We start from the raw sequence: 20,704 nt of genomic DNA on the forward strand, positions 1-20,704 counted from the left end.
TTTTACAGAATTAAGACGGCGCGGAAGTCGTTGACGTTGGTGCGGGTCGGGCCGCTGACCACCAGATCGTTCAATGCGCTGAAGTAGCCGTAGCCGTCGTTGTTTTCCAGCAGAGTCTTGGCGCGCAGCTTCTGCGTCAGGCCGCGCTCCAGCGAATCGGGGCTGTACAGCGCACCGGCGTTGTCCTCGGAGCCATCGATGCCGTCGGTATCGCAAGCCACGGCGTGGATGCCGGGATGGCCGTCCAGCGCCACCGCAAGGCTGAGCAGAAATTCGGCATTGCGTCCGCCCCGTCCCGAACCGCGCACCGTCACCGTGGTCTCGCCGCCGGAGATGATGACGCAGGGCCGCTGGAACGGCTGGCCGCGTGCCGCGACCTGCTTCGCCATGGCCGCGTGGACGATGGCGACATCGCGCGATTCTCCCTCGATGCCGTCGGACAGGATGTAAGGCGTGATGCCGACCGCGCTTGCATGCGCGGCCGCAGCCTCCAGCGCGTCCTGCGCGATGGCGATGACGTGATGGCTGTTGCGGGCGAAGCGCGGGTCGCCCGGCTTCGGCGTTTCGCCGGCGCCGGATTCCAGATGCTCGCGGATGCTGTCCGGGATGGCGATATCGTACTTGCGCAGCACCGCCAGCGCGTCGGCGCAGGTGGTCGGATCGGGCAGCGTCGGACCGCTGGCGATGATGCCAGGGTCGTCGCCCGGCACGTCGGAGATCAGCAGCGTGACCACGCGCGCCGGTGCGCAGGCCAGCGCCAGCCGGCCGCCCTTGATGGCCGACAGGTGCTTGCGCACGCAGTTCATCTCGGAGATGGCGGCGCCGCTCTTCAGCAAGGCCTTGTTCAGTGCCTGCTTCTGCTCCAGCGTGATGCCGGGAGCCGGCAACGCCAGCAGCGAGGAGCCGCCGCCGGAGATCAGGCAGAGCACCAGATCGTTCTCGCTCAGGCCCTTGACCATCTCCATCATGCGGCCCGCTGCGGCACGGCCGGCTTCGTCCGGCACCGGATGCGCGGCCTCGATCACTTCGATACGCTCGCAGTCCACGCCATGCTCGTAGCGCGTGACGACCAGGCCGGAGATATCGCCCTTCCAGTGACGCTCGACGGCGCGCGCCATGGCGGCCGCGCCCTTGCCTGCGCCGATCACCAGCGTGCGGCCGTTCTTCGGCGGCTCCGGCAGGAACGCCGGCAGGCATTTCTCCGCGCTGACAGCGTCCACCGCGCTGCCGTACAGATCGAGCAGGAATTGGCGTGGATTCAGCGTGTTCATTATGCCTCGGCGATCTGGTGGTTGGACATCAGTTCGACCGCGCGGCACAGGGCGGAGTGGTCCATGGCGCCCAGGCCATTGGCCGCGCAGGCGTTCATCAGTTCCTGCGCCATCGCGGTATTCGGCAGCGACACGCCCATCGCCTTGGCGCCTTGCAGGGCCAGGTTCAAGTCCTTCTGGTGCAGTTCGATGCGGAAGCCCGGGTTGAAGGTGCGCTTGACCATGCGTTCGCCGTGCACCTCCAGGATGCGCGAGTTGGCGAAACCGCCCATCAGCGCCTCGCGCACCTTGGCCGGATCCGCGCCGGCCTTGGAGGCGAACAGCAGCGCTTCGGCCACGGCCTGGATGTTCAGCGCCACAATGATCTGGTTGGCGACCTTGGTGGTCTGGCCGTCGCCGTTACCGCCGACCAGGGTGATGTTCTTGCCCATCAGTTCAAACAGCGGCTTGACGATATCGAACGCTTCCTGCGAACCGCCGACCATGATGGTCAGCGAACCGGCCTTGGCGCCGACTTCGCCGCCGGAGACCGGCGCATCCAGGTATTCGCAACCGAGGGCATTGATCTTCTTGGCGAACTTCTTGGTTTCGATAGGCGAGATCGAGCTCATGTCGACCACGATGGTGTTCGGACGCAGGCCCTTGGCTACGCCTTCTTCGCCGAACAGCGCGGTTTCGACGTGCGGGGTATCCGGCACCATGACGATGATGATGTCGGCGCGGGCTGCCACTTCGGCGGCCGAGGTGCAGACCGTGGCGCCGGCTTCGATCAGCGGGAACGGCGGGTTCTTGATGTCGTGCAGGTACAGCTTGTGGCCGCCGTTGAGCAGGTGCTGCGCCATCGGAGCGCCCATGATACCCAGACCAATAAATCCAACTCGAGACATGATATTTTCCTTGTAAAGATGTGGTTCGAACGTCTAATCAAACGCCGTGGGCGGCACGCCAGCCCAGGCCTGCTTCCGTTGTGGTGCGCGGCTTGTATTCGCAGCCGATCCAGCCGGTGTAGCCCGCCGCATCCAGTTGCTGGAACAGATAGCGGTAGTTGATCTCGCCGGTGCCCGGTTCATTGCGGCCCGGGTTGTCCGCCAGCTGCACGTGGCCGATCAATTGAAGGTGCTTGTTGATCGTGTTCGTCAGCTCGCCCTCCATGCGCTGCATGTGGTAGATGTCGTACTGGATGAACAGGTTCTCCGATCCCACCGCCGCGATCAGCGACGCCGCCTGCGCCGTATTGGTGAGGAAGAAGCCGGGGATGTCGTAGCTGTTAATCGGTTCGATCAGCAGACGGATGCCCTCGTCCTTCAACGCCTCGGCGGCGAAGCGCAGGTTGTCCACCAGCGTTACCTGCGCGTCCTGTCGCGTCACGCCTTGCGGCACGATGCCGACCAGGCAGTTCAGCTGCTTGACGCCCAGCTCCTTGGCGTAGGCGATGGCGGTCCAGACGCCGTCGCGGAACTCGGCCACGCGGTCAGGATGGCAGGCGATGCCACGCTCGCCCGCTTCCCAATGGCCTGCCGGCAGGTTGTGGAGCACCAGTTCCAGCTTGTTGGCCTTCAGGCGCTCGGACAAGTCGCGGGCGCTGTACGCATACGGGAACAGGAATTCCACCGCCTGGAAACCGGCGCGGGCCGCCGCTTCGAAGCGGTCGATGAACGGCACCTCGGTGAACAGCATGGTCAGGTTGGCTGCAAGTTTGGTCATGGCGTTGTCCTCTCAGTCCAGCAGGGAGATAGCGGTGGGTGCGTCGGCGCCGCGCAGCGCCAGCTCTTCGAACTCGTTGATCTTGTCGATGTCGGTGCCCATGGCGATGTTGGTCACGCGCTCCAGTATCACTTCCACCACCACCGGCACCTTGAACTCTTCCATCCACTTGTTGGCCTGCTCGAAGGCGGCCGGCAGATCGTCGGCGTTGGTGACGCGGATGGCTTTGCAGCCCAGGCCCTCCACCACGGCGATGTGATCGACGCCGTAGCCGTTCAGTTCCGGCGCGTTGATGTTCTCGAACGACAGCTGTACGCAGAAGTCCATATCGAAGCCACGCTGCGACTGGCGGATCAGGCCGAGGTAGGAGTTGTTGACCACCACATGCAGGTAAGGCAGCTTGAATTGCGCGCCCACCGCCAGCTCTTCGATCATGAACTGGAAGTCGTAGTCGCCGGAGATCGCCACGACCTTGCGCTGCGGGTCGGCGGCCACCACGCCCAACGCGGCGGAGATGGTCCAGCCCAGCGGGCCGGCCTGGCCGCAGTTGATCCAGTGGCGTGCGTTATACACGTGCAGGAACTGCGCGGCGGCGATCTGCGACAGGCCGATGGTGCTGACGTAGCAGGTGTCGCGGCCGAAGGCCTTGTTCATCTCTTCGTACACGCGCTGCGGCTTGACCGGCACCTGTTCGAAGTGGGTCTTGCGGTGCATGGTGCGCTTGCGTTCATTGCACTGCGCTACCCATGCGGAACGGTCTTTCAGCTTGCCGGCGGCCTTCCACTCGGTCGCCACTTCGATCATCAGCTTCAGCGCGGCGCCGGCGTCGGAGACGATGCCGAAGTCCGGGCCGAACACGCGGCCGATCTGGGTTGGTTCGATATCGATGTGGACGAACTTGCGGTCCTTGGTGTACACCTCGATGGTGCCGGTGTGGCGGTTGGCCCAGCGGTTGCCGATGCCGAACACGAAGTCCGACGCCAGCAGCGTGGCATTGCCGTAGCGGTGGCTGGTCTGCAGTCCGACCATGCCGACCATCAGCTTGTGGTCATCCGGGATCGCACCCCACGCCATCAGCGTCGGGATCACCGGCACGCCGGTCAGCTCGGCGAACTGCACCAGCAGGTCGGAGGCATCGGCGTTGATCACGCCGCCGCCGGCCGTAATCAAAGGATGGTCGGAGTCGTTCAACATCGTCAGCGCTTTTTCAATCTGCGCACGGGTGGCTTTCGGCTTGTAGGCTTCCAGCGGCTGATAGGTGTCCGGGTCGAATTCGATTTCGGCCATCTGCACGTCGAACGGCAGATCGACCAGCACCGGGCCGGGACGGCCGGAGCGCATGATGTGGAAGGCCTGCTGGAATACCATCGGCACCAGCGCAGGTTCGCGCACGGTCACGGCCCACTTGGTCACGGGCTTGGCGATGGATTCGATATCGACCGCCTGGAAGTCCTCCTTGTACAGGCGGGCGCGCGGCGCCTGGCCGGTAATGCAGAGGATAGGTATGGAATCTGCCTGGGCCGAATACAGGCCGGTAATCATGTCGGTGCCGGCCGGGCCGGAGGTGCCGATGCACACGCCGATGTTGCCGGCCTTGGCGCGGGTGTAGCCCTCGGCCATGTGCGAGGCGCCTTCGACGTGGCGCGCCAATATATGCTTGGCGCTGCCCTGCTTCTTCAGTGCCGCGTAAAACGGGTTGATCGCGGCGCCCGGAACTCCGAACACCTGATTCACGCCCTCTTTTTCCAAAACGATTGCTGCTGCCTGCGCTGCTGTCATCCGTGCCATGATTGTCCCCTGATGGTTAAGTACTGAACTTGATGGGATCATCGTAGCGGGAAAGACCGGCTGTGATAAGAAGACAAACTCTCGCTTTATTCGATACTCAAAATATGGAATAAGTGTGGAATAATCGGGTTATGGATAAACTGACGCAAATCGAGGCCTTCGTCGACGTGGCCGAAAAGGGCAGCCTGGTACGCGCCGCGATGGGTCAGCACATCACGCCCGTCATGCTGGGCAGGCGTATCGACGCGCTGGAAAAGCGCCTGGGTGTAAAGCTGATGCACCGCACGACGCGGCACCTGACGCTGACCGAACAAGGCACGCTCTATCTGGACCATTGCCGCAAATTGCTCGCGGATCTGGGACATGCGGACCGCATGGTGTCCGAAGGACGGCACCGCGCCACCGGCCACCTGATCGTGTCGGCGCCGGCGGCGTTCGGCCGCAAGCACGTGGCGCCGCATGCGGCGGGCTTTGTGCGCGCGCATCCCGACGTGCAGATCTCCTTTAATCTCACGGACCGCGTCGTCGACCTGGTGCGCGACGGCTACGACGTCGGCATCCGCATCGGCGGCGTGATCGATCCGAGCTTCGTCGCCGTCAAGCTGGCCAACAACCGCCGCGTGGTCTGCGGCACGCCGGAGTACTTCGAACGCCACGGCATACCGCGCACGCTGGACGATCTCTCCCACCACAACTGCCTGGCCTTCAACCTGCAGGGCGGGCAGCAGCGCGGCTGGTATTTCCAGCATCAGGGCAAGCAGGTGACGGTGCGCGCGGACGGCAATTTGAACTGCAATGACGGCGAGCTGCTGCACCGCTGGGCCACAGAGGGACTCGGCCTGGCGTGGCGGTCTTCATGGGAGATCGAGTCGCAGCTGGCGTCCGGCGAACTGATCACGGTGCTGGACGATTTCGCATTGCCTCAGTACGACATCATGGCGGTCTATCCGCAACAACGGCACCTGCCAGCCAAGGTGCGTTTCTTCATCGACATGCTCAAGGAAATCTACGCACGGCCGGATTATTGGCTGCAGCGCTAGCGGTTTGTATCCAATTTGTCACGCAAAGGCGGCCAATGGCCGCCTTTTTTTATTTTCAATAAAAAAAATATCGTTCGCGCTGACAACATCCCAGCTTTTTTTGACAATTTTGTGAGTTTTGTTACTCTTTGGCACTATTTTTGTTAAATCTTTGATATCAAAAAGGCACTTACTTTTAACTTGATAGCTAGATTATTTTTATAACAACTTGCATATGGCAAGCAAATCGTGCAAAAGCGCGCCTTATACGGATTATAAACCGTACGCGGTATACCACAAATTGACAGAAAAGATTATCTGTTGGATAAAAGTGACGGAAAGGCACTTGCGTAAAAAAGTGTAACAACGGTGCTATATTTTCGTTGGTAAATAGACATCGACTATCAATCATATGTCTATGAAGAAAGATGGTCACAACCCATCTCGCCCCAACTTTTTTTGCGACGTGCCGACATGGTTTTGAGCAACTCAGCTTTGGAAATCCCCGCTTTTCAGCCGGTTCCCTCCGATTTCAACGCCACCGCCCGCCTGTATCCCCGGGATGGATTGGTCCACCAGGTTTTCGAGCAAGTCGCTGCGGCGGCGCCGGATCGCACCGCGATCGACTGCGCCGGCCGGACCTTCAGCTACGACGACGTCAACCGCCGCGCCAACCAGCTGGCCCATCTCCTGATCGCGCTTGGCGTGCAGCCGGACCAGCGCATCGCACTGGTGCTGGACCGCAGCGCCGAGATGGTGATCGCCACCCTCGCGGTGCTGAAAGCCGGCGCCGCCTACCTGCCGCTCGATCCTGCCACGCCGGCCGAACGCCTGGCCGCCATCCTGGCCGACGCCGCGCCGGCGGCCATCCTGTGCGACGCCGCCGTCGCCGGCCAGCCTTCCGCCGTGGTCCAGCTGTCGCTGCGAAGCGAGGCCGAACACCTCGCCCAACTGCCGACGCACAATCCCGACGCCGCCGCGCTGGGACTGAACGCGCGCCACCTGGCGTACGTGATGTACACCTCCGGCTCCACCGGCATGCCCAAGGGCGTGATGATCGAGCACCGCAACGTGCTGCGGCTGGCCGTCAACGCCGGCTTTGCGCCGCTGACCGGGGCCGATTGCGTGGCGCACTGCGCCAACCCCGCCTTCGACGCAGCCACCTGGGAAATCTGGGGCGCGCTGCTCAACGGCGCGCGCCTGCTGGTGATCGCTGCGGATACGCTGCTGCGGCCGCGCGAGTTCTGCCAGGCGCTGATCGACGGCGGCGCCACGGCGCTGTGGATGACCGCAGGGCTGTTCAACGAATACGCCGACGAGCTGGAACCGGCCTTCGCCGGCCTGACCTGGCTGCTGGCCGGCGGCGACGTGCTCGATGCGCGCCGGGTGGCGCAGGTGCTGTCCAAGCCGGGACGCCCGCGCCATCTGCTCAACGGCTATGGCCCGACCGAGACCACCACCTTCGCCACCACCTTCGCGATCGACGCGGCGGCGGCGCAGGCGGGCAGCATTCCCATCGGCCGCCCGATCGGCAACACCCAGATCCACATCCTCGACGAACAGGGCAAACCGGTGGCGCTGGGCGTCACCGGCGAGATCCACATCGGCGGCGACGGCGTGGGACGCGGCTACCTCAATCGCCCGGAGCTGAGCGCGGAACGCTTCATCGCCGATCCGTTCAGCGATGATCCGGCGGCACGGCTGTACCGCAGCGGCGACCTGGGACGCTGGCGTGCCGACGGCGTGGTCGAATTCATCGGCCGCAACGACTTTCAGGTCAAGCTGCGCGGCTTCCGCATCGAGCTAGGTGAAATCGAAGCCCGCCTCGCAGCGTGCGATGGCGTGCGCGAGGCGCTGGTGCTGCTGCGCGAGGACAGCCCCGGCGACAAACGCCTGGCCGGCTACCTGGTCGGCGCCGGCATAGACAAACAGGCGGTGCGCGCACGCCTCAAGGCCGAACTGCCGGCCTACATGCTGCCGGCCAGCCTGGTGGTGCTGGAGCGTTTTCCGCTGACGGTCAACGGCAAGGTCGATCGCAAGGCCCTGCCCGCGCCGGAACGCGAGGACGCCGCCGCAGGCGACTTCGAGGCGCCGCAGGGCGAACACGAAACCGCACTGGCTACCATCTGGATGGAATTGCTGGCGCTGCGGCAGGTCGGCCGACACGACAACTTCTTCGAACTTGGCGGCCATTCGCTGATGGTGCTGCGGCTGGTGGCAAGGCTGCGGCAGGATCTCGGCGTCGAACTGTCGCCGCGCGCGCTGTTCGAGCAGGCCAGCCTGGCCGGCATGGCGGGCCAAGTGGCCGGCGCGGCCCAAGCCAGCTGGACGCCGATGACCGCCGGCGCGCATGGCGGCGCGGCGCCGCTGTCGCACGCCCAGCAGCGCCTGTGGTTCCTCAACCAGCTCGATCCGGCCGCGGGCCTGGCCTATCACATGCCCGTCTGCTACCGCTTGAGCGGGCCGCTGAACGAAGACGCGCTGAAGGCCGCGCTGGCGCGCATCGTATCGCGCCACGACAGCCTGCGCACCAGCTTTGTGGCGGCCGACGGCGTGCCGGTGCAGCGCGTCGCCGCACCCGGGCAGGCGGCGCCTTTGCTGGAGCAGGACCTGAGCTATCTGCCTCCAGAAGACCAGGCCGCGGCGCGCGGCGCGCTGTACGCAGCCGAAATCGCCCGTCCCTTCGACCTGGCGGCCGGCCCGCTGTTCCGCGCGCTGCTGCTGCGCCTCGCGCCCGAGACCCACGAACTGCTGCTGATCCAGCATCACATCATCTCCGACGGCTGGTCCATGGGCGTGATCAAGGCGGAACTGGCAGCCTTGTACGGGGCCTATCTCGAAGGCCGGGCCGATCCGCTGCCGCCGCTGCCCCTGCAGTATGCCGACTACGCCGCCTGGCAGCGCCAACCCGAGCAGGCCGCCGCGCTGCAACGCCAGCTGGCGTACTGGCGCGGCCACCTGGACGGCGCGCCGGCGCTGCTGGAGCTGCCGACCGACCGTCCGCGTCCCGAGCGCCAAAGCTATCGCGGCAGCCGCATCTTCTTCGCGCTCGACGCGGACGCCACCTCCGCGCTGCGCAGCCTGGCCCTGCGCCACAACGCCACGCTGTTCATGGTGCTGCTGGCCGGCTGGTCCTGCCTGCTGTCCCGCATGAGCGGCCAATTCGACATCGTCGTCGGCACGCCGGTCGCCAACCGTCCGCGTCCCGAGCTGGAGTCGATGATCGGCTTCTTCGCCAACACGCTGGCGCTGCGCGTGCAGCTGGACGACAACCCGACCGTCGCCCAGGTGCTGGCCGGGGTTCGCAGCGGCACGCTGTCCGCCTATGAACATCAGGAACTCCCCTTCGATCATCTGGTGGAAGCGCTCAACCCGCCGCGCAGCATGGCCTACGGCCCCTTGTTCCAGACCGTCGTTGCTCTCGACAATACGGCGAATGACCACGGCGGCGCGCTGGCGGGACTGATCCTGGAACCGGCCACCCTGCCACAGAGCACCACGCACTTCGACCTGTCGCTGCTGGTGGCCGACAACGGCGCGGGTATCGCCGGCAACCTGGAATACGCCAGCGATTTGTTCAACCACGCCAGCGTCCAGCAACTGGGCGACGGCCTGAAGTCGATACTGGCAGCGATGGCGGCCGACGACACCCAGACGCTCAGCCGCCTGCCGCTGTTGTCTGTCCCGGCGCGCGAGAAGCTGCTGAAGGCCTTCAACCCCGCGCCCACCGCCTATCCGCGCGATGCGCTGGTCCATCAACTGTTCGAACAGGCTGCCGCAGCCGACCCGGATGCGCTGGCCATCGAGCACGCGGGGCAGCGCATCGCCTACGGCGATCTGGACCGCCGCGCCAACCAGCTGGCGCACGAGCTGCTGGCTCGCGGCCTGCAACCCGAGGACCGCGTGGCGCTGGTGTTCGAACGCAGCCCGCTGCTGATCGTCGCCATGCTGGCGGTGCTGAAGGCCGGCGGCGCCTACGTGCCGCTGGAGGCGGACACCCCGCGCCCGCGCATCGCCCAGATCCTCGGCGACTCCGCAGCGAAGCTGGTGCTGTGCGCCCGGCCGATGGAAGACCTGGACGCAGGCTGGCCGCAACTGGCGCTGGCCGGCGCGGACGCCGCAGCCCGCGTGTCGGCGCGGCCGACGCACAATCCCGGCGTGACGGGACTGCACGCCCGCAACCTCGCCTACGTCATGTATACGTCCGGCTCCACCGGCGTGCCGAAAGGCGTGATGATCGAGCACCGCAACATCCTGCGCCTGGTCGTCAACAGCGGCTACGCCCCATTGGCTGCGCACGACCGTGTGGCGCACTGCGCCAATCCCGCCTTCGACGCCGCCACCTGGGAAATCTGGGGCGCCCTGCTCAACGGCGCGGGCGTGGTGGTGATCGACAGCGCCACGGTACTGCGGCCGCAGGCCTTCAACCAGGCCTTGCTCGACGGTGCCGTCACGGCGCTGTGGCTGACGGTCGGCCTGTTCAATCAATACGCCGACGACCTGGAACCAGCCTTCGCCGCGCTGGGCTGCCTGCTGGTCGGCGGCGATGTGCTTGACGCCAGGCGCATCGCCCATGTATTGGGCAAGGCGCGGCGGCCCAAGCGCCTGCTCAACGGCTACGGGCCGACCGAGACCACCACCTTCGCCACCACCTTCGAGATCGGCATGGCTGCAGCCAAAGCGCGCTCCATCCCGATCGGCAAACCGATCGCCAACACCACCGTTTACATCCTCGACCAGGAAGGCCAGCCGGTACCGGCCGGCGTGGCCGGCGAGATCTGGATCGGCGGCGACGGCGTGGCACGAGGCTACCTGAACCGCCCGGAGCAAACCGCGGAACGCTTCGTCCGCGACCCGTTCAGCGCCGATACGGAAGCGCGCCTGTATCGCAGCGGCGATATCGGACGCTGGCGGGCCGACGGCAATATCGAATTCATCGGCCGCAACGACGCGCAGGTCAAGCTGCGCGGCTTCCGCATCGAGCTGGGCGAGATCGAATCCAGGCTGGCCGCCTGCGCCGGCGTGCGCGAAGCGCTGGTGCTGCTGCGCGAGGACAGCCCCGGCGACAAACGCCTGGTGGCTTATCTCACCGCCATCCAGGGCGCGGCGCTCGACACGGCCGCCATCCGCGACCAGGTCAAGGCGGTGCTGCCGGCCTACATGGTTCCGGCCACCCTGCTGACGCTGGAGCGCCTGCCGCTGACACCGAACGGCAAGGTGGACCGCCGCGCGCTGCCGGCGCCGCAGGCCATCGCATCGCCCAACGATGCAACGGTGCCGCTCAACGACGAGGAGGCGGCGCTGGCCGAGCACTGGCGCGAACTGCTGCGCCAGTCGCACATCAACGCCGAGGACAGCTTCTTCGACCTTGGCGGTCACTCGCTGCTGGCCGCCCGGCTGGTGGCGCGCATCGAACAGCAGCACGGCATCGAGTTCCCGCTCGGCGCCGTGTTCGAGGCGCCGCAGTTGCGGCAGATGGCGGCACGCATCGCCATCGAACGCGCCAACTGCCAACCCGACGTCCTGCATCAACTGCTGCAACAGCTCGACAACCTGAGCGACGCACAGGCCAGCGCACAGCTCCATCGCACCGCCAGCCAGTGACGCGCTCTCACAACCACCACGGATAACCATATGAACGATCTGAATCAACGCCTGGCGGGCCTCTCGCCGGAGAAACGCGCATTGCTGATGCAACAGCTGAGCAAGCAGGCCGCACCCGCCGTCAGCAAGGCGATCGGCCGCAGGGCGCGGCCGCAACGGCTGCCGCTGTCGTTCGCCCAGCAGCGGCTGTGGTTCCTCGACCAGCTGGAACCCGGCTCGCCCGCCTACAACGTGCCAAGCGCGATGTGGCTGCGCGGCCGCACCGAACGCCACATCCTGGAGCGGGCGCTGAGCGAGATCGTCGCCCGCCACGAAGTGCTGCGCACCGTGATGGCGCGCGACGAGCAGGGGCCGTATCAGAAGGTGCTGCCGGCCGCTCCGTTCGCGCTGGCCTTGCACGACGTCGGCGCGCTGCCGCCGGCGGAACGGCGCGACGCAGCGCTTCACCTTGCGCGGCAAGAAGCGCGCACCCCGTTCAAGCTGGACGCCGGCCCACTGCTGCGCGCCACGCTGATCCGGCTGGACGACGCCGAACACCTGTTTGTGCTCAACGCCCACCACATCGCGTTTGACGGCTGGTCCAACGGCGTGCTGTACGGAGAACTGTGCGCGCTGTATGAAGCCTTCCAGGCCGGCCAGCCTTTGCCGCTGCCGGAACTGCCGGTCCAGTATGCCGACTACACCTTGTGGCAGAACGAGCTGCTGGCCGAAGACAGCGAGGCGCTGGCCAAGCAGCTGGCCTACTGGCAGGAGCGTCTGTCCGGCCAGTTACCGGTGCTGGAGCTGCCGGGCGACCGCGCCCGCCCCGCCGTGCAAAGCAAGCGTGGCGCGGCGCGCTGCCACCGCATCACCGCACAGCAGTACGATGACATCAAGCGCTTCGGCCGCGACGAAGGGGCCACGCCTTTCATGGTGGTGGCGGCCGCGTTCCAGACACTGCTGGCCCGCTACACCGGTCAGCAGGACCAGATCGTCGGCGTCGGCGTCGCCAACCGCCGCCGCCAGGAGCTGGAGCCGCTGGTCGGCTTCTTCGTCAACACGCTGGCGCTACGCACCGATCTGTCTGGCGATCCAAGCTTCCGCGAACTGCTGGCGCGCGTCAAGGAAGGCACGCTCGGCGCCTACTCGCACCAGGATCTGCCGATCGAGCGCCTGCTGGAAGAGCTGGAGCTTGAACGCTCGATGAGCCACTCGCCGCTGTTCCAGGTGATGCTGTTCTTCCAGAACTTCCCCGCACAGGAAGTACAGTTGCCCGGCCTGACCTTGCATCCGACCGAGCATGGCGCGCTCGATGCCGGCACCAGCCGCTCGGACCTGACGCTGTTCGCCGGCGAGGAACACGGCGGCCTGACGCTCTACATCGAATACGCCACCGACTTGTTCGAAGCCGCGACCATCGACGCTTTCGCCGGCCACCTGGCGCAGCTGCTGCGCAGCGCCGTCGACGCACCGCAGCAGCGCCTGTCCGCGCTGGAGATCCTGGCGCCGCAGGAACGCCGCCAGCTGCTGCGCGACTGGAACGACAGCGCCTGCGACACCAAGGCCTTTTCCAGCGTCCACGCGATGATCGAAGTGCAGGCGGCGCGCACGCCGGACGCCGAGGCCCTGCGCCACCTTGGCCGCAGCATGTCCTACGGTGAGCTGGACCGGCGTGCCAACGCGCTGGCTGCCCAGCTGCTGGCGCGCGGCGTGGGCGCGGGCGATCTGGTCGGCCTGTTCATGCGGCGTTCGCCGGAAATGCTGGTGGCGCTGCTGGGCATCCTGAAGGCCGGCGCGGCCTACGTGCCGCTGGACCCGGCGTATCCCGCCGACCGCATCGCCTTCATGCTCGACGACAGCGCGGCCAAACTGATCGTATCCGAACGGGCGCTGAGCGCCGAACTGCCGCAAACGGCGCAGCAAGTGCTGATGATCGACGAGGTGCCGGCCAGCGCACCTGCTGTCGACGTGGCGCAGGACGCCGACGCCATCGCCTACGTCATCTACACCTCCGGCTCCACCGGCCGCCCGAAAGGCGTGCGTCTGCCGCATGGCGCCGTGGTCAACTTCCTGGTGTCGATGGCGCAGCGCCCCGGCATGACGGCGGCCGACCGGATCTGCGCCGTCACCACGCTGTCGTTCGACATCGCGGTGCTTGAACTGCTACTGCCGCTGACGCTGGGCGCCAGCATAGAGATCGCCGATCCCGCCACCGCAGCCGACGGCGCGGCCCTGGCCCGCCTGCTGGACAGCTCCAACGCCTCCATCATGCAGGCCACGCCGGCGACCTGGCGCATGCTGCTCGGCGCCGGCTGGTCCGGCCGCCCCGGCCTGACCGCGCTGAGCGGCGGCGAACCGCTGACGCGCGACCTGGCCGACAGCCTGCTGGCGTGCACCGGCGCGCTGTGGAATATGTACGGCCCCACCGAAACCACGATATGGTCTACGCTGGAGAAAGTCCAGCCGGGCGCGGAACCGATCACCATCGGCCAGCCGATCGCCAATACGCAGATCTATATCGTCGACGCCAATATGCAGCTGCTGCCGGCCGGCGTGCCGGGAGAGATGCTGATCGGCGGCGCCGGCGTCGCCAGCGGCTACCTGCACCGCCCCGAGCTGACAGCGGAAAAATTCATCGCCGATCCCTTCGTCCCGGGCGGCACGCTGTACCGCAGCGGCGACCTGGCCCGCCGCACCCGCGACGGCCGCATCGAAGTACTGGGCCGGATCGACAACCAGGTCAAGCTGCGCGGCTACCGCATCGAACTGGGCGAGATCGAGTCTGTGCTGCAGGAGCATGCCGCCATCGCCCAGGCGGTGGTGATCTGCCGCGAAGACCGTCCCGGCGACAAGCGCCTGGTCGCCTACCTGGTGGGCACAGGCGATGGCGCGGCACGTCCGTCCGCCGCAGACCTGCGCAACCACTGCGCCGCGCACCTGCCGGAGTACATGCTGCCCTCGGCCTATGTGCATCTTGAGCAGCTGCCGCTGACACCAAACGGCAAGATCGACCGCCGCGCCCTGCCCCAGCCCGACGCCTCGGCCAGCGCGGCCGCCGGCTATCGCGCGCCGCGCAACGCCGAAGAGGAAGTCCTGTGCGGACTGTGGGCGGAGGTGCTAGGCCTGCCGCAGGTCGGCATCGACGACGACTTCTTCAAGCTGGGCGGCCACTCCCTGCTTGCCACGCGCTTGATGATGCGGATCCAGCAAAGCCTGGGCGCGGAACTGGCCTTGCGCACGCTGTTCGAGGCGCCCAGCGTGGCGGCCTTCGCCGACCTGCTGATGCGCGAACGGTTGGACGGCATCGATGACAGCGCATTGAACGGCATGCTCGACCAGCTCGAAGGCCTCTCCGATGAACATATCGAAGCGCTGCTGAGCGGCGCACTGGAAACCCCATGACTCAAGATCAAGCAAGCGGCGGCGCAGCGGCGCCGCTCGATGCGCGCCTTGCGCGTTTGACTCCGCAGCAGCGCGAGCTGCTGCGGCAGCGGCTGAGCGGCGCGTCCCCCGCCGCCGCAACGGCGGCCGGCATCGTCGAAGCGGTCAGCCAACAGGCGCCGGTGGCGGACGGCGTTCCTTTCGCGCAGGCCCCGGCACAGCAGCGCATCTGGTTCTTCGAACGGCTGCAACCTGGCAGCGGCGCCTACAACCTGTATCAGCACTATCGCCTGCGCGGCGCGCTGAACGAACCGGCGCTGGCCGCCGCCCTGGAGGCGATCGTCGCCCGCCATGCGGCCTTGCGCACAAGCTTAGGCGAGGAAAACGGCAAGCCGGTGCAGACCGTCCATGCGTCGGCCGCGCTGGAAATCGAACGTCACGACCTGTCGACGCTGGAACCGGCCGCCCGGGAGCTGCGCATCACGCAACTGCTGGCGTTGGAGAACACGCGTCCCTTCGATCTGTCGCGGGCACCGCTGCTGCGCGTCGGCCTGGTACGCGTCTGCGAAGACGACCATGTGCTGATGGTCGTCATGCACCACATCGTCGGCGACGCATGGTCCTGCGGCCTGCTCCATGAAGAACTACAAGCCTGCTACAACGCCGGCGTCTGCCGCCAACCGCTGGACGGCTTGCTGGCTGCCTTGCCTGTCCGTTATCCGGACATCGTCCAATGGCAAACCGGCCAGCTGCAACAGCAAAAGCTGGCGAGCCATGTCGACTTCTGGCGCGACGCGATGGCAGGCGTCAGCGGACTGCTGGCACTGCCGACCGACAAACCGCGCCCGGACACACTGGGCACGCAAGGCGCATCCCGGGTTTCGCTGCTGCCGCAAACCCTGGTCGAGCGCCTCGAACAGATGGCGCGCGCCGAGCACGCAACGTTGTTCATGGCACTGCTGGCCGTATTCCAGTCGCTGCTCGGCCGCCATGCCGGGCAGGATGACGTGGTGCTCGGCACGCCGTTCGCCAACCGCGGCGTCAAGGAATTCGAACCATTGATCGGGCTTTTCGCCAACACGCTGCCGCTGCGCGGCGACTTGTCAGGCGATCCGTCCTTCCGCCAGCTGCTGGCGCGTACGCGCAGCCACTGTCTCGACGCCTTCAGCAACGCCGATGCCCCGCTTGAACGCATCGTCGACGCGCTCGCGCTGGAGCGGGTGCCGGGACGCAGCGCGCTGTTCCAGACCATGTTCGTTCTGCAGCCGGGCAAGGAGCCGCCGCTGCATCTGCATGGACTCGCTTCCACCTCGCTGCGCACCGGCATCGACACGGCGCGCTTCGAGCTGACGCTATCGCTGTCGGCGCAGGACGACGGCATGCTGGCGACTTTCGACTACAACACCCAGCTGTTCGACGACGCCACCATCGCACGGCTGGGCGACCAGTATGCCGCGCTGCTGGAGCAGGCGCTGGCCAACCCGGATTGCCCGATGTCGCAGCTGCCGCTGCTGGACCAGGCGCAGCGCGATGAATTGCTGGCACTGGCCGACGGCGGCCCCGCCGCGACGGTCCTGGCGCCGCCGGATGGCGGCAACCTGTATGGCTGGATCACGGCGCAGGCCGCGCGTAACCCGCAAGCTACGGCCATCGTCGCCGACGGCCGCAGCCTGTCCTACGCCACATTGACCCAGCGCGCCGGCGCGGTGGCGCAGCGATTGCTGACGCTGGGCGCGGCGCCCGGCACGCGTATCGCGCTGATGGCAGACCGCTCCGCCGACGCGATGGTCGGCCTGCTGGCCATCGTCGCCACCGGCGCCGCCTACGTGCCGCTGGACCCGTCGCATCCCGACGAGCGGCTGCGCTTCATGCTGGAAGATTCGCAGGCGCTGGCCTTGCTGACGCCCGATGCGCAGCACCAGCGTGCCAGTACGCTGGCCGCGTCAGCCGGCCTGCCCTTGGCATCCGCCACGCAAGCAGCCGGACAGCAGTTCGCGGCTGTCGCGGTCGCGCCGGAGGATGCGGCCTACGTCATCTACACATCCGGCTCCACAGGCACGCCGAAAGGCGTCGCGGTCAGCCACGCCAACGTCATCAATCTGACGCAGGCCTTCCTGCAGCGCCACGATTTTTCCGGCCAGCGCCTGCTGATGCTGCCGTCGCTGCAGTTCGATGCCTCCGTCGGCGACATCTTCCCGGCGCTGGCGTCCGGCGCCGCGCTGGTGCTGCATCCGTCGCCGAACGAACTGGGTCCGCACGAGCTGGAAAACTACTGCGAGCAGCACGCCGTCACCGCCATCGACGCCCCGGCAGCCCTGTGGCGGCGCTGGACCGACGGCTACGCCCAGGTGCGGCATGACGACGGCCTGCTGCCCGGACTGCGCATGATGATGTTCGGCGGCGAAGCCGTGCCGTTGTCGCAGGTGCGCCGCTTCGCGCGCCTGACCGGCGGACGCGTCACCTTGTCCAACCACTATGGCCCGACCGAGGCGACCGTCTGCGCGGCCATGCTCAGCACCCGTGACGGCGCCGGCTTCGACGGCGCAGAACTGCCGATCGGCCGCCCGCTGCCCGGCGTGCAGGTGCATATCCTGGACAGCCATGGCCAGCTGGCGCCGCGCGGCGTCATCGGCGAGCTTTGCATCGGCGGCGCCGGCGTAGCGCTGGGCTACCTGAACGCACCGGACATGAACCAGACGCGCTTCGTCGCCGACTCGTTCGCCGTAGCTGCCCATGCCGGCGGTCAGGATGCGCCGCGCCTGTACCGCAGCGGCGACCTGGCGCGCTGGAACGCCGACGGCACGCTGCATTTCATCGGCCGCCGCGATCATCAGGTCAAGCTGCGGGGATTCCGCATCGAACTGGGCGAAGTGGAAAGCGCCATCTGCGAATGCCCGGGCGTCAGCGCGGCGGTGGCGACCGTGCACGAACTGGCGCCGGGCGACCGCAGGCTGCTGGCCTACTTTGTCGCCGGCCCCGAGTTGAGTGTCGCCGACCTGCGCGGCTACCTGGCTACCCGCCTGCCGGACGCCATGCAGCCGTCGCTGTACCATCGCCTCGACGCACTGCCCTTGACCGTCAACGGCAAGATCGACCGCCGCGCCCTGCCGCCGCCGTCGGCGCAGCAAACGCCGACGCGCATACTCAAGCCTGCGGCGACCGACACCGAAGCCGCCATCATGCAGCTCTGGCGCGAGCTGCTGGGGCGCGAGGAACTGAGCGTGGACGATGAATTCTTCACCGTCGGCGGCGACTCGCTGCTCACATTGCCGCTGGTATTCCGGATCGGCCAGGCGTTCGGCGTGACTGTTCCGCTCAGCGCGGTGTTCTCCGCCCCCACCATCGAAGCCATGGCCAAACTGGTCGACGACCTGCGCGCCGGCGTAGCGGCCCCGGTGCTGGACCTGGCGGCGCAAGCCGTCTTGCCCGCCGATATCGAGCCCGCCCGCGCCGCGCCGCCGGCCGCGCCGCGCGCCGCGCCACGGTCGGTATTGATCACCGGCGCCACCGGCTTCCTCGGCGCCTATCTGCTGCGCGACCTGCTCGACGCGACCGACGCCGAAATCGTCTGCCTGGTGCGCGCCGCGACGCTGCCGGAATGCCTGCAACGCATCCGCGCCAACCTGCAAAGCTACGGTTTGTGGCGGGACGGCGACGAACGGCGCATCGTCCCGCTGCAAGGCGATCTCGCCGCCCCGGACCTGGGGCTGGACACCGACACCTTTGCCGCGATGGCGGCGCGCGTCGATGCGATCTTCCACAACGGCGGCCAGGTCAACTTCCTTGCCCCCTACGAAAGCCTGGCGGCAGCCAACGCCGGCGGCACGCTGGCAGTACTGCGGCTGGCTTCCAGCGTCCGGATCAAACCGGTGCACCTGGTCTCCACGCTGGGCGTCTACGTCACCGAAGACCAGCTAGAAGCTACCGTCCGCGAGCGCTCCGCTCCACCGAAGGCGGAAGGCCAGCAAGGCGGCTACAACCAAAGCAAGTGGGTGGCCGAACAGCTGGCGCTGGCGGCGCGTGCGCGCGGCCTGCCTGTCGCCGTCTACCGGCCTGCCCGCATCACCGGCGACAGCCGCACCGGCGGCTGCAACCTGGGAGACTACTTCAGCTCCTGGATCAAGGGTTGCGTGCAACTGGGCCTGGCGCCACGCCTCGACGGCGACGGCTTCGACATGGCGCCGGTGGACTACGTCAGCCGCGCCATCGTCCAGTTGGCACTCGGCGCAGGCGACCAGAATGGCAATTTCCACTTCCTCAATCCGCACCGCATGTCGCTCGGAGAACTGGTAGCGACGCTGCGCGCCGCCGGCTATGCGCTGGACCAGGCGGACTACGGGACCTGGAGGACCGCGCTGCAGGACGCCGCCGCCAAGTCACGCGACAATGCGCTGGCCACTTTCGCACCGCTGTTCCCGGAGCAGGTCGATCCGCGCGAACCAGCCTTCGATTGCAGCGCTACGATGGGCGCGGTGGCGCCGCTGGGCACCGTCTGCCCGCCGGCCGACCGCACGCTGCTGGAGACCTACATCGGCTTCATGCAGCAGCGTGGGTTCCTGCCTGCGCCGCGCCGGAACGAGGCCGCAGCATGAGCCGCGTTGTGAGCCACGACCGTGGACTGCGCAACTTCCTGCTGATCTGGTTCGGCCAGCTGATCTCCGGCGTCGGCTCGCGTCTGTCGGCTTTCGCGCTGGGCATCTGGGTCTTGCAGGAGACCGGATCGACGACGCGCTTCGCGCTGATCTTCGTCGCCATGTCGGTGCCAGCGCTGCTGGTGTCGCCGCTGGCCGGCGCGCTGGTGGACCGTTGGGACAGGCGGCGCGTCATGCTGTGTTGCGAGCTGCTGTCGGCCGCCACCATGCTGTCGCTGGCGGGGCTGCTGGCCGCCGGCCGCCTGGAGCTATGGCACATCTACGCCGCTGTCGCCGTCACGGCCGTGGCCAATGCCTTCCTGGCCCCGGCCTACTCGGCCAGCATTCCGCTGCTGGCCAGCCGCGACCAGCTGACCCGCGTCAATGGCCTGGTGCAGACCGGCGCCGCCGTCGCGCAGGTGGCCGGACCGCTGCTGGCCGGCGTGCTTGTCACCGCATTCAGCCTGCACGGCGTGCTGATGATCGACGCCGCCAGCTTCCTGGCCGGAGCCGCCGCGTTGGCGCTGGCCAGGGTGCCGCGGCCGGAGCGCAGCGAGGGCGGCGAAAGCCTGTGGCGCGAGGCCGGCGACGGCTTCCGCTACGTACGCCAGCGCGGCGGCCTGCTTGGCCTGCTGTCGGTCTTCGGCGTCAATAACTTCCTGTTCGGGATCGCCAGCATCGCCATCACGCCGCTGGTGCTGTCGTTCGCCGATCCGGCGCGACTGGGGCTGCAGATGGGCATAGGCGGCGCCGGCCTGCTGCTGGGCGGGCTGGCGATGACCGCAACCGGCGGCCCGCGCCGCCGCATCCATGGAGTGCTGGGCTGCTCGCTGCTGGCCGGATTGGCGATCGCCGTGCATGGCCTGGCGCCATCGTTCGTGCTGGTGACAGCGGCCGGCTTCGCGATGTTCGCGGTGCTGCCTGCCATTAGCGCCTCCAACGACAGCATCTGGCAGAGCAAGGTGCCGGCCGAACTGCAGGGCCGCTGTTTCGCGATCCAGCGGTTGCTGTCGGAGGCCGCCATGCCGCTCGGCTACTGCCTCGCCGGCCCCCTGGCCGAGCAGCTGTTCGAACCGATGCTGGCGCACGGCGGCGCGCTGGCCGGCTCGGTCGGAATGGTGATCGGCACCGGGCCCGGTCGCGGAATAGGCCTGATGTTCATCGTCCTCGGTCTGCTGATGGCGACGGTCGCCATGGCGGCCTACTGCATCAAGGCGATACGCCAGGTCGAACAACTGCCGGACGCGATCAGCGGCCCGGCGCAAACAGAAACGGCGCGGACGCCGCCAACCACGACGTATCGCGAGCCGGCATGAGCTTAACTCCG

9 protein-coding genes are annotated in these 20,704 nt (G+C 67.2%); 5 read left to right on the forward strand and 4 right to left on the reverse strand.

What is annotated here, in order from left to right:
• Nucleotides 1-2: 2 nt before the first annotated feature.
• Genes DUGA2_RS02520 through gcl form a run of 4 tightly spaced genes read right to left on the reverse strand, consistent with a single transcriptional unit; the run spans nucleotide 3 to nucleotide 4,763 of the window.
• Nucleotides 3-1,271 (reverse strand): glycerate kinase, encoded by a 1,269-nt coding sequence (locus DUGA2_RS02520; protein ID WP_070267022.1) that lies wholly within the window; start codon nucleotides 1,269-1,271, stop codon nucleotides 3-5.
• Nucleotides 1,271-2,158 carry a 2-hydroxy-3-oxopropionate reductase gene (locus DUGA2_RS02525; protein WP_070267023.1) on the reverse strand — a complete coding sequence of 296 codons (888 nt, stop codon included), beginning with the start codon at nucleotides 2,156-2,158 and terminating at the stop codon, nucleotides 1,271-1,273. Before DUGA2_RS02525 ends, DUGA2_RS02520 begins: the two co-directional genes overlap by 1 nt.
• A 37-nt stretch (nucleotides 2,159-2,195) precedes the next feature.
• Entirely contained in the window at nucleotides 2,196-2,975 is a 780-nt protein-coding gene (hyi, locus tag DUGA2_RS02530; RefSeq protein ID WP_070267024.1) for a hydroxypyruvate isomerase, read from the reverse strand.
• 12 nt (nucleotides 2,976-2,987) lie between these two features.
• Nucleotides 2,988-4,763 carry a glyoxylate carboligase gene (gene gcl / locus DUGA2_RS02535; protein ID WP_070267025.1) on the reverse strand — a complete coding sequence of 592 codons (1,776 nt, stop codon included), beginning with the start codon at nucleotides 4,761-4,763 and terminating at the stop codon, nucleotides 2,988-2,990.
• Nucleotides 4,764-4,894: 131 nt separating this feature from the next.
• Here gcl and DUGA2_RS02540 point away from each other — a divergent pair, with 131 nt between their 5' ends.
• From DUGA2_RS02540 to DUGA2_RS02560, 5 genes are all read left to right on the forward strand, one after another.
• A complete protein-coding gene (locus DUGA2_RS02540) occupies nucleotides 4,895-5,803 on the forward strand; it encodes a LysR family transcriptional regulator (protein ID WP_008448839.1) in 909 nt (302 codons plus the stop codon).
• 474 nt (nucleotides 5,804-6,277) lie between these two features.
• Nucleotides 6,278-11,386 (forward strand): non-ribosomal peptide synthetase, encoded by a 5,109-nt coding sequence (locus tag DUGA2_RS02545; protein ID WP_168167748.1) that lies wholly within the window; start codon nucleotides 6,278-6,280, stop codon nucleotides 11,384-11,386.
• A 30-nt stretch (nucleotides 11,387-11,416) separates the two neighbouring features.
• Nucleotides 11,417-14,767 (forward strand): non-ribosomal peptide synthetase, encoded by a 3,351-nt coding sequence (locus DUGA2_RS02550; RefSeq protein WP_070267027.1) that lies wholly within the window; start codon nucleotides 11,417-11,419, stop codon nucleotides 14,765-14,767.
• Nucleotides 14,764-19,338 (forward strand): non-ribosomal peptide synthetase, encoded by a 4,575-nt coding sequence (locus DUGA2_RS02555; protein WP_083296179.1) that lies wholly within the window; start codon nucleotides 14,764-14,766, stop codon nucleotides 19,336-19,338. The genes DUGA2_RS02550 and DUGA2_RS02555 overlap by 4 nt, the downstream gene beginning before the upstream one ends.
• Nucleotides 19,335-20,693: an MFS transporter gene (locus DUGA2_RS02560; RefSeq protein ID WP_070267028.1), complete on the forward strand. Its 1,359-nt coding sequence runs from the start codon at nucleotides 19,335-19,337 to the stop codon at nucleotides 20,691-20,693. Before DUGA2_RS02555 ends, DUGA2_RS02560 begins: the two co-directional genes overlap by 4 nt.
• Nucleotides 20,694-20,704 lie beyond the last annotated feature (11 nt).

It is taken from the genome of Duganella sp. HH101 (genome assembly GCF_001758795.1).
Taxonomy (GTDB): Bacteria; Pseudomonadota; Gammaproteobacteria; order Burkholderiales; family Burkholderiaceae_D; genus Rugamonas; species Rugamonas rivuli.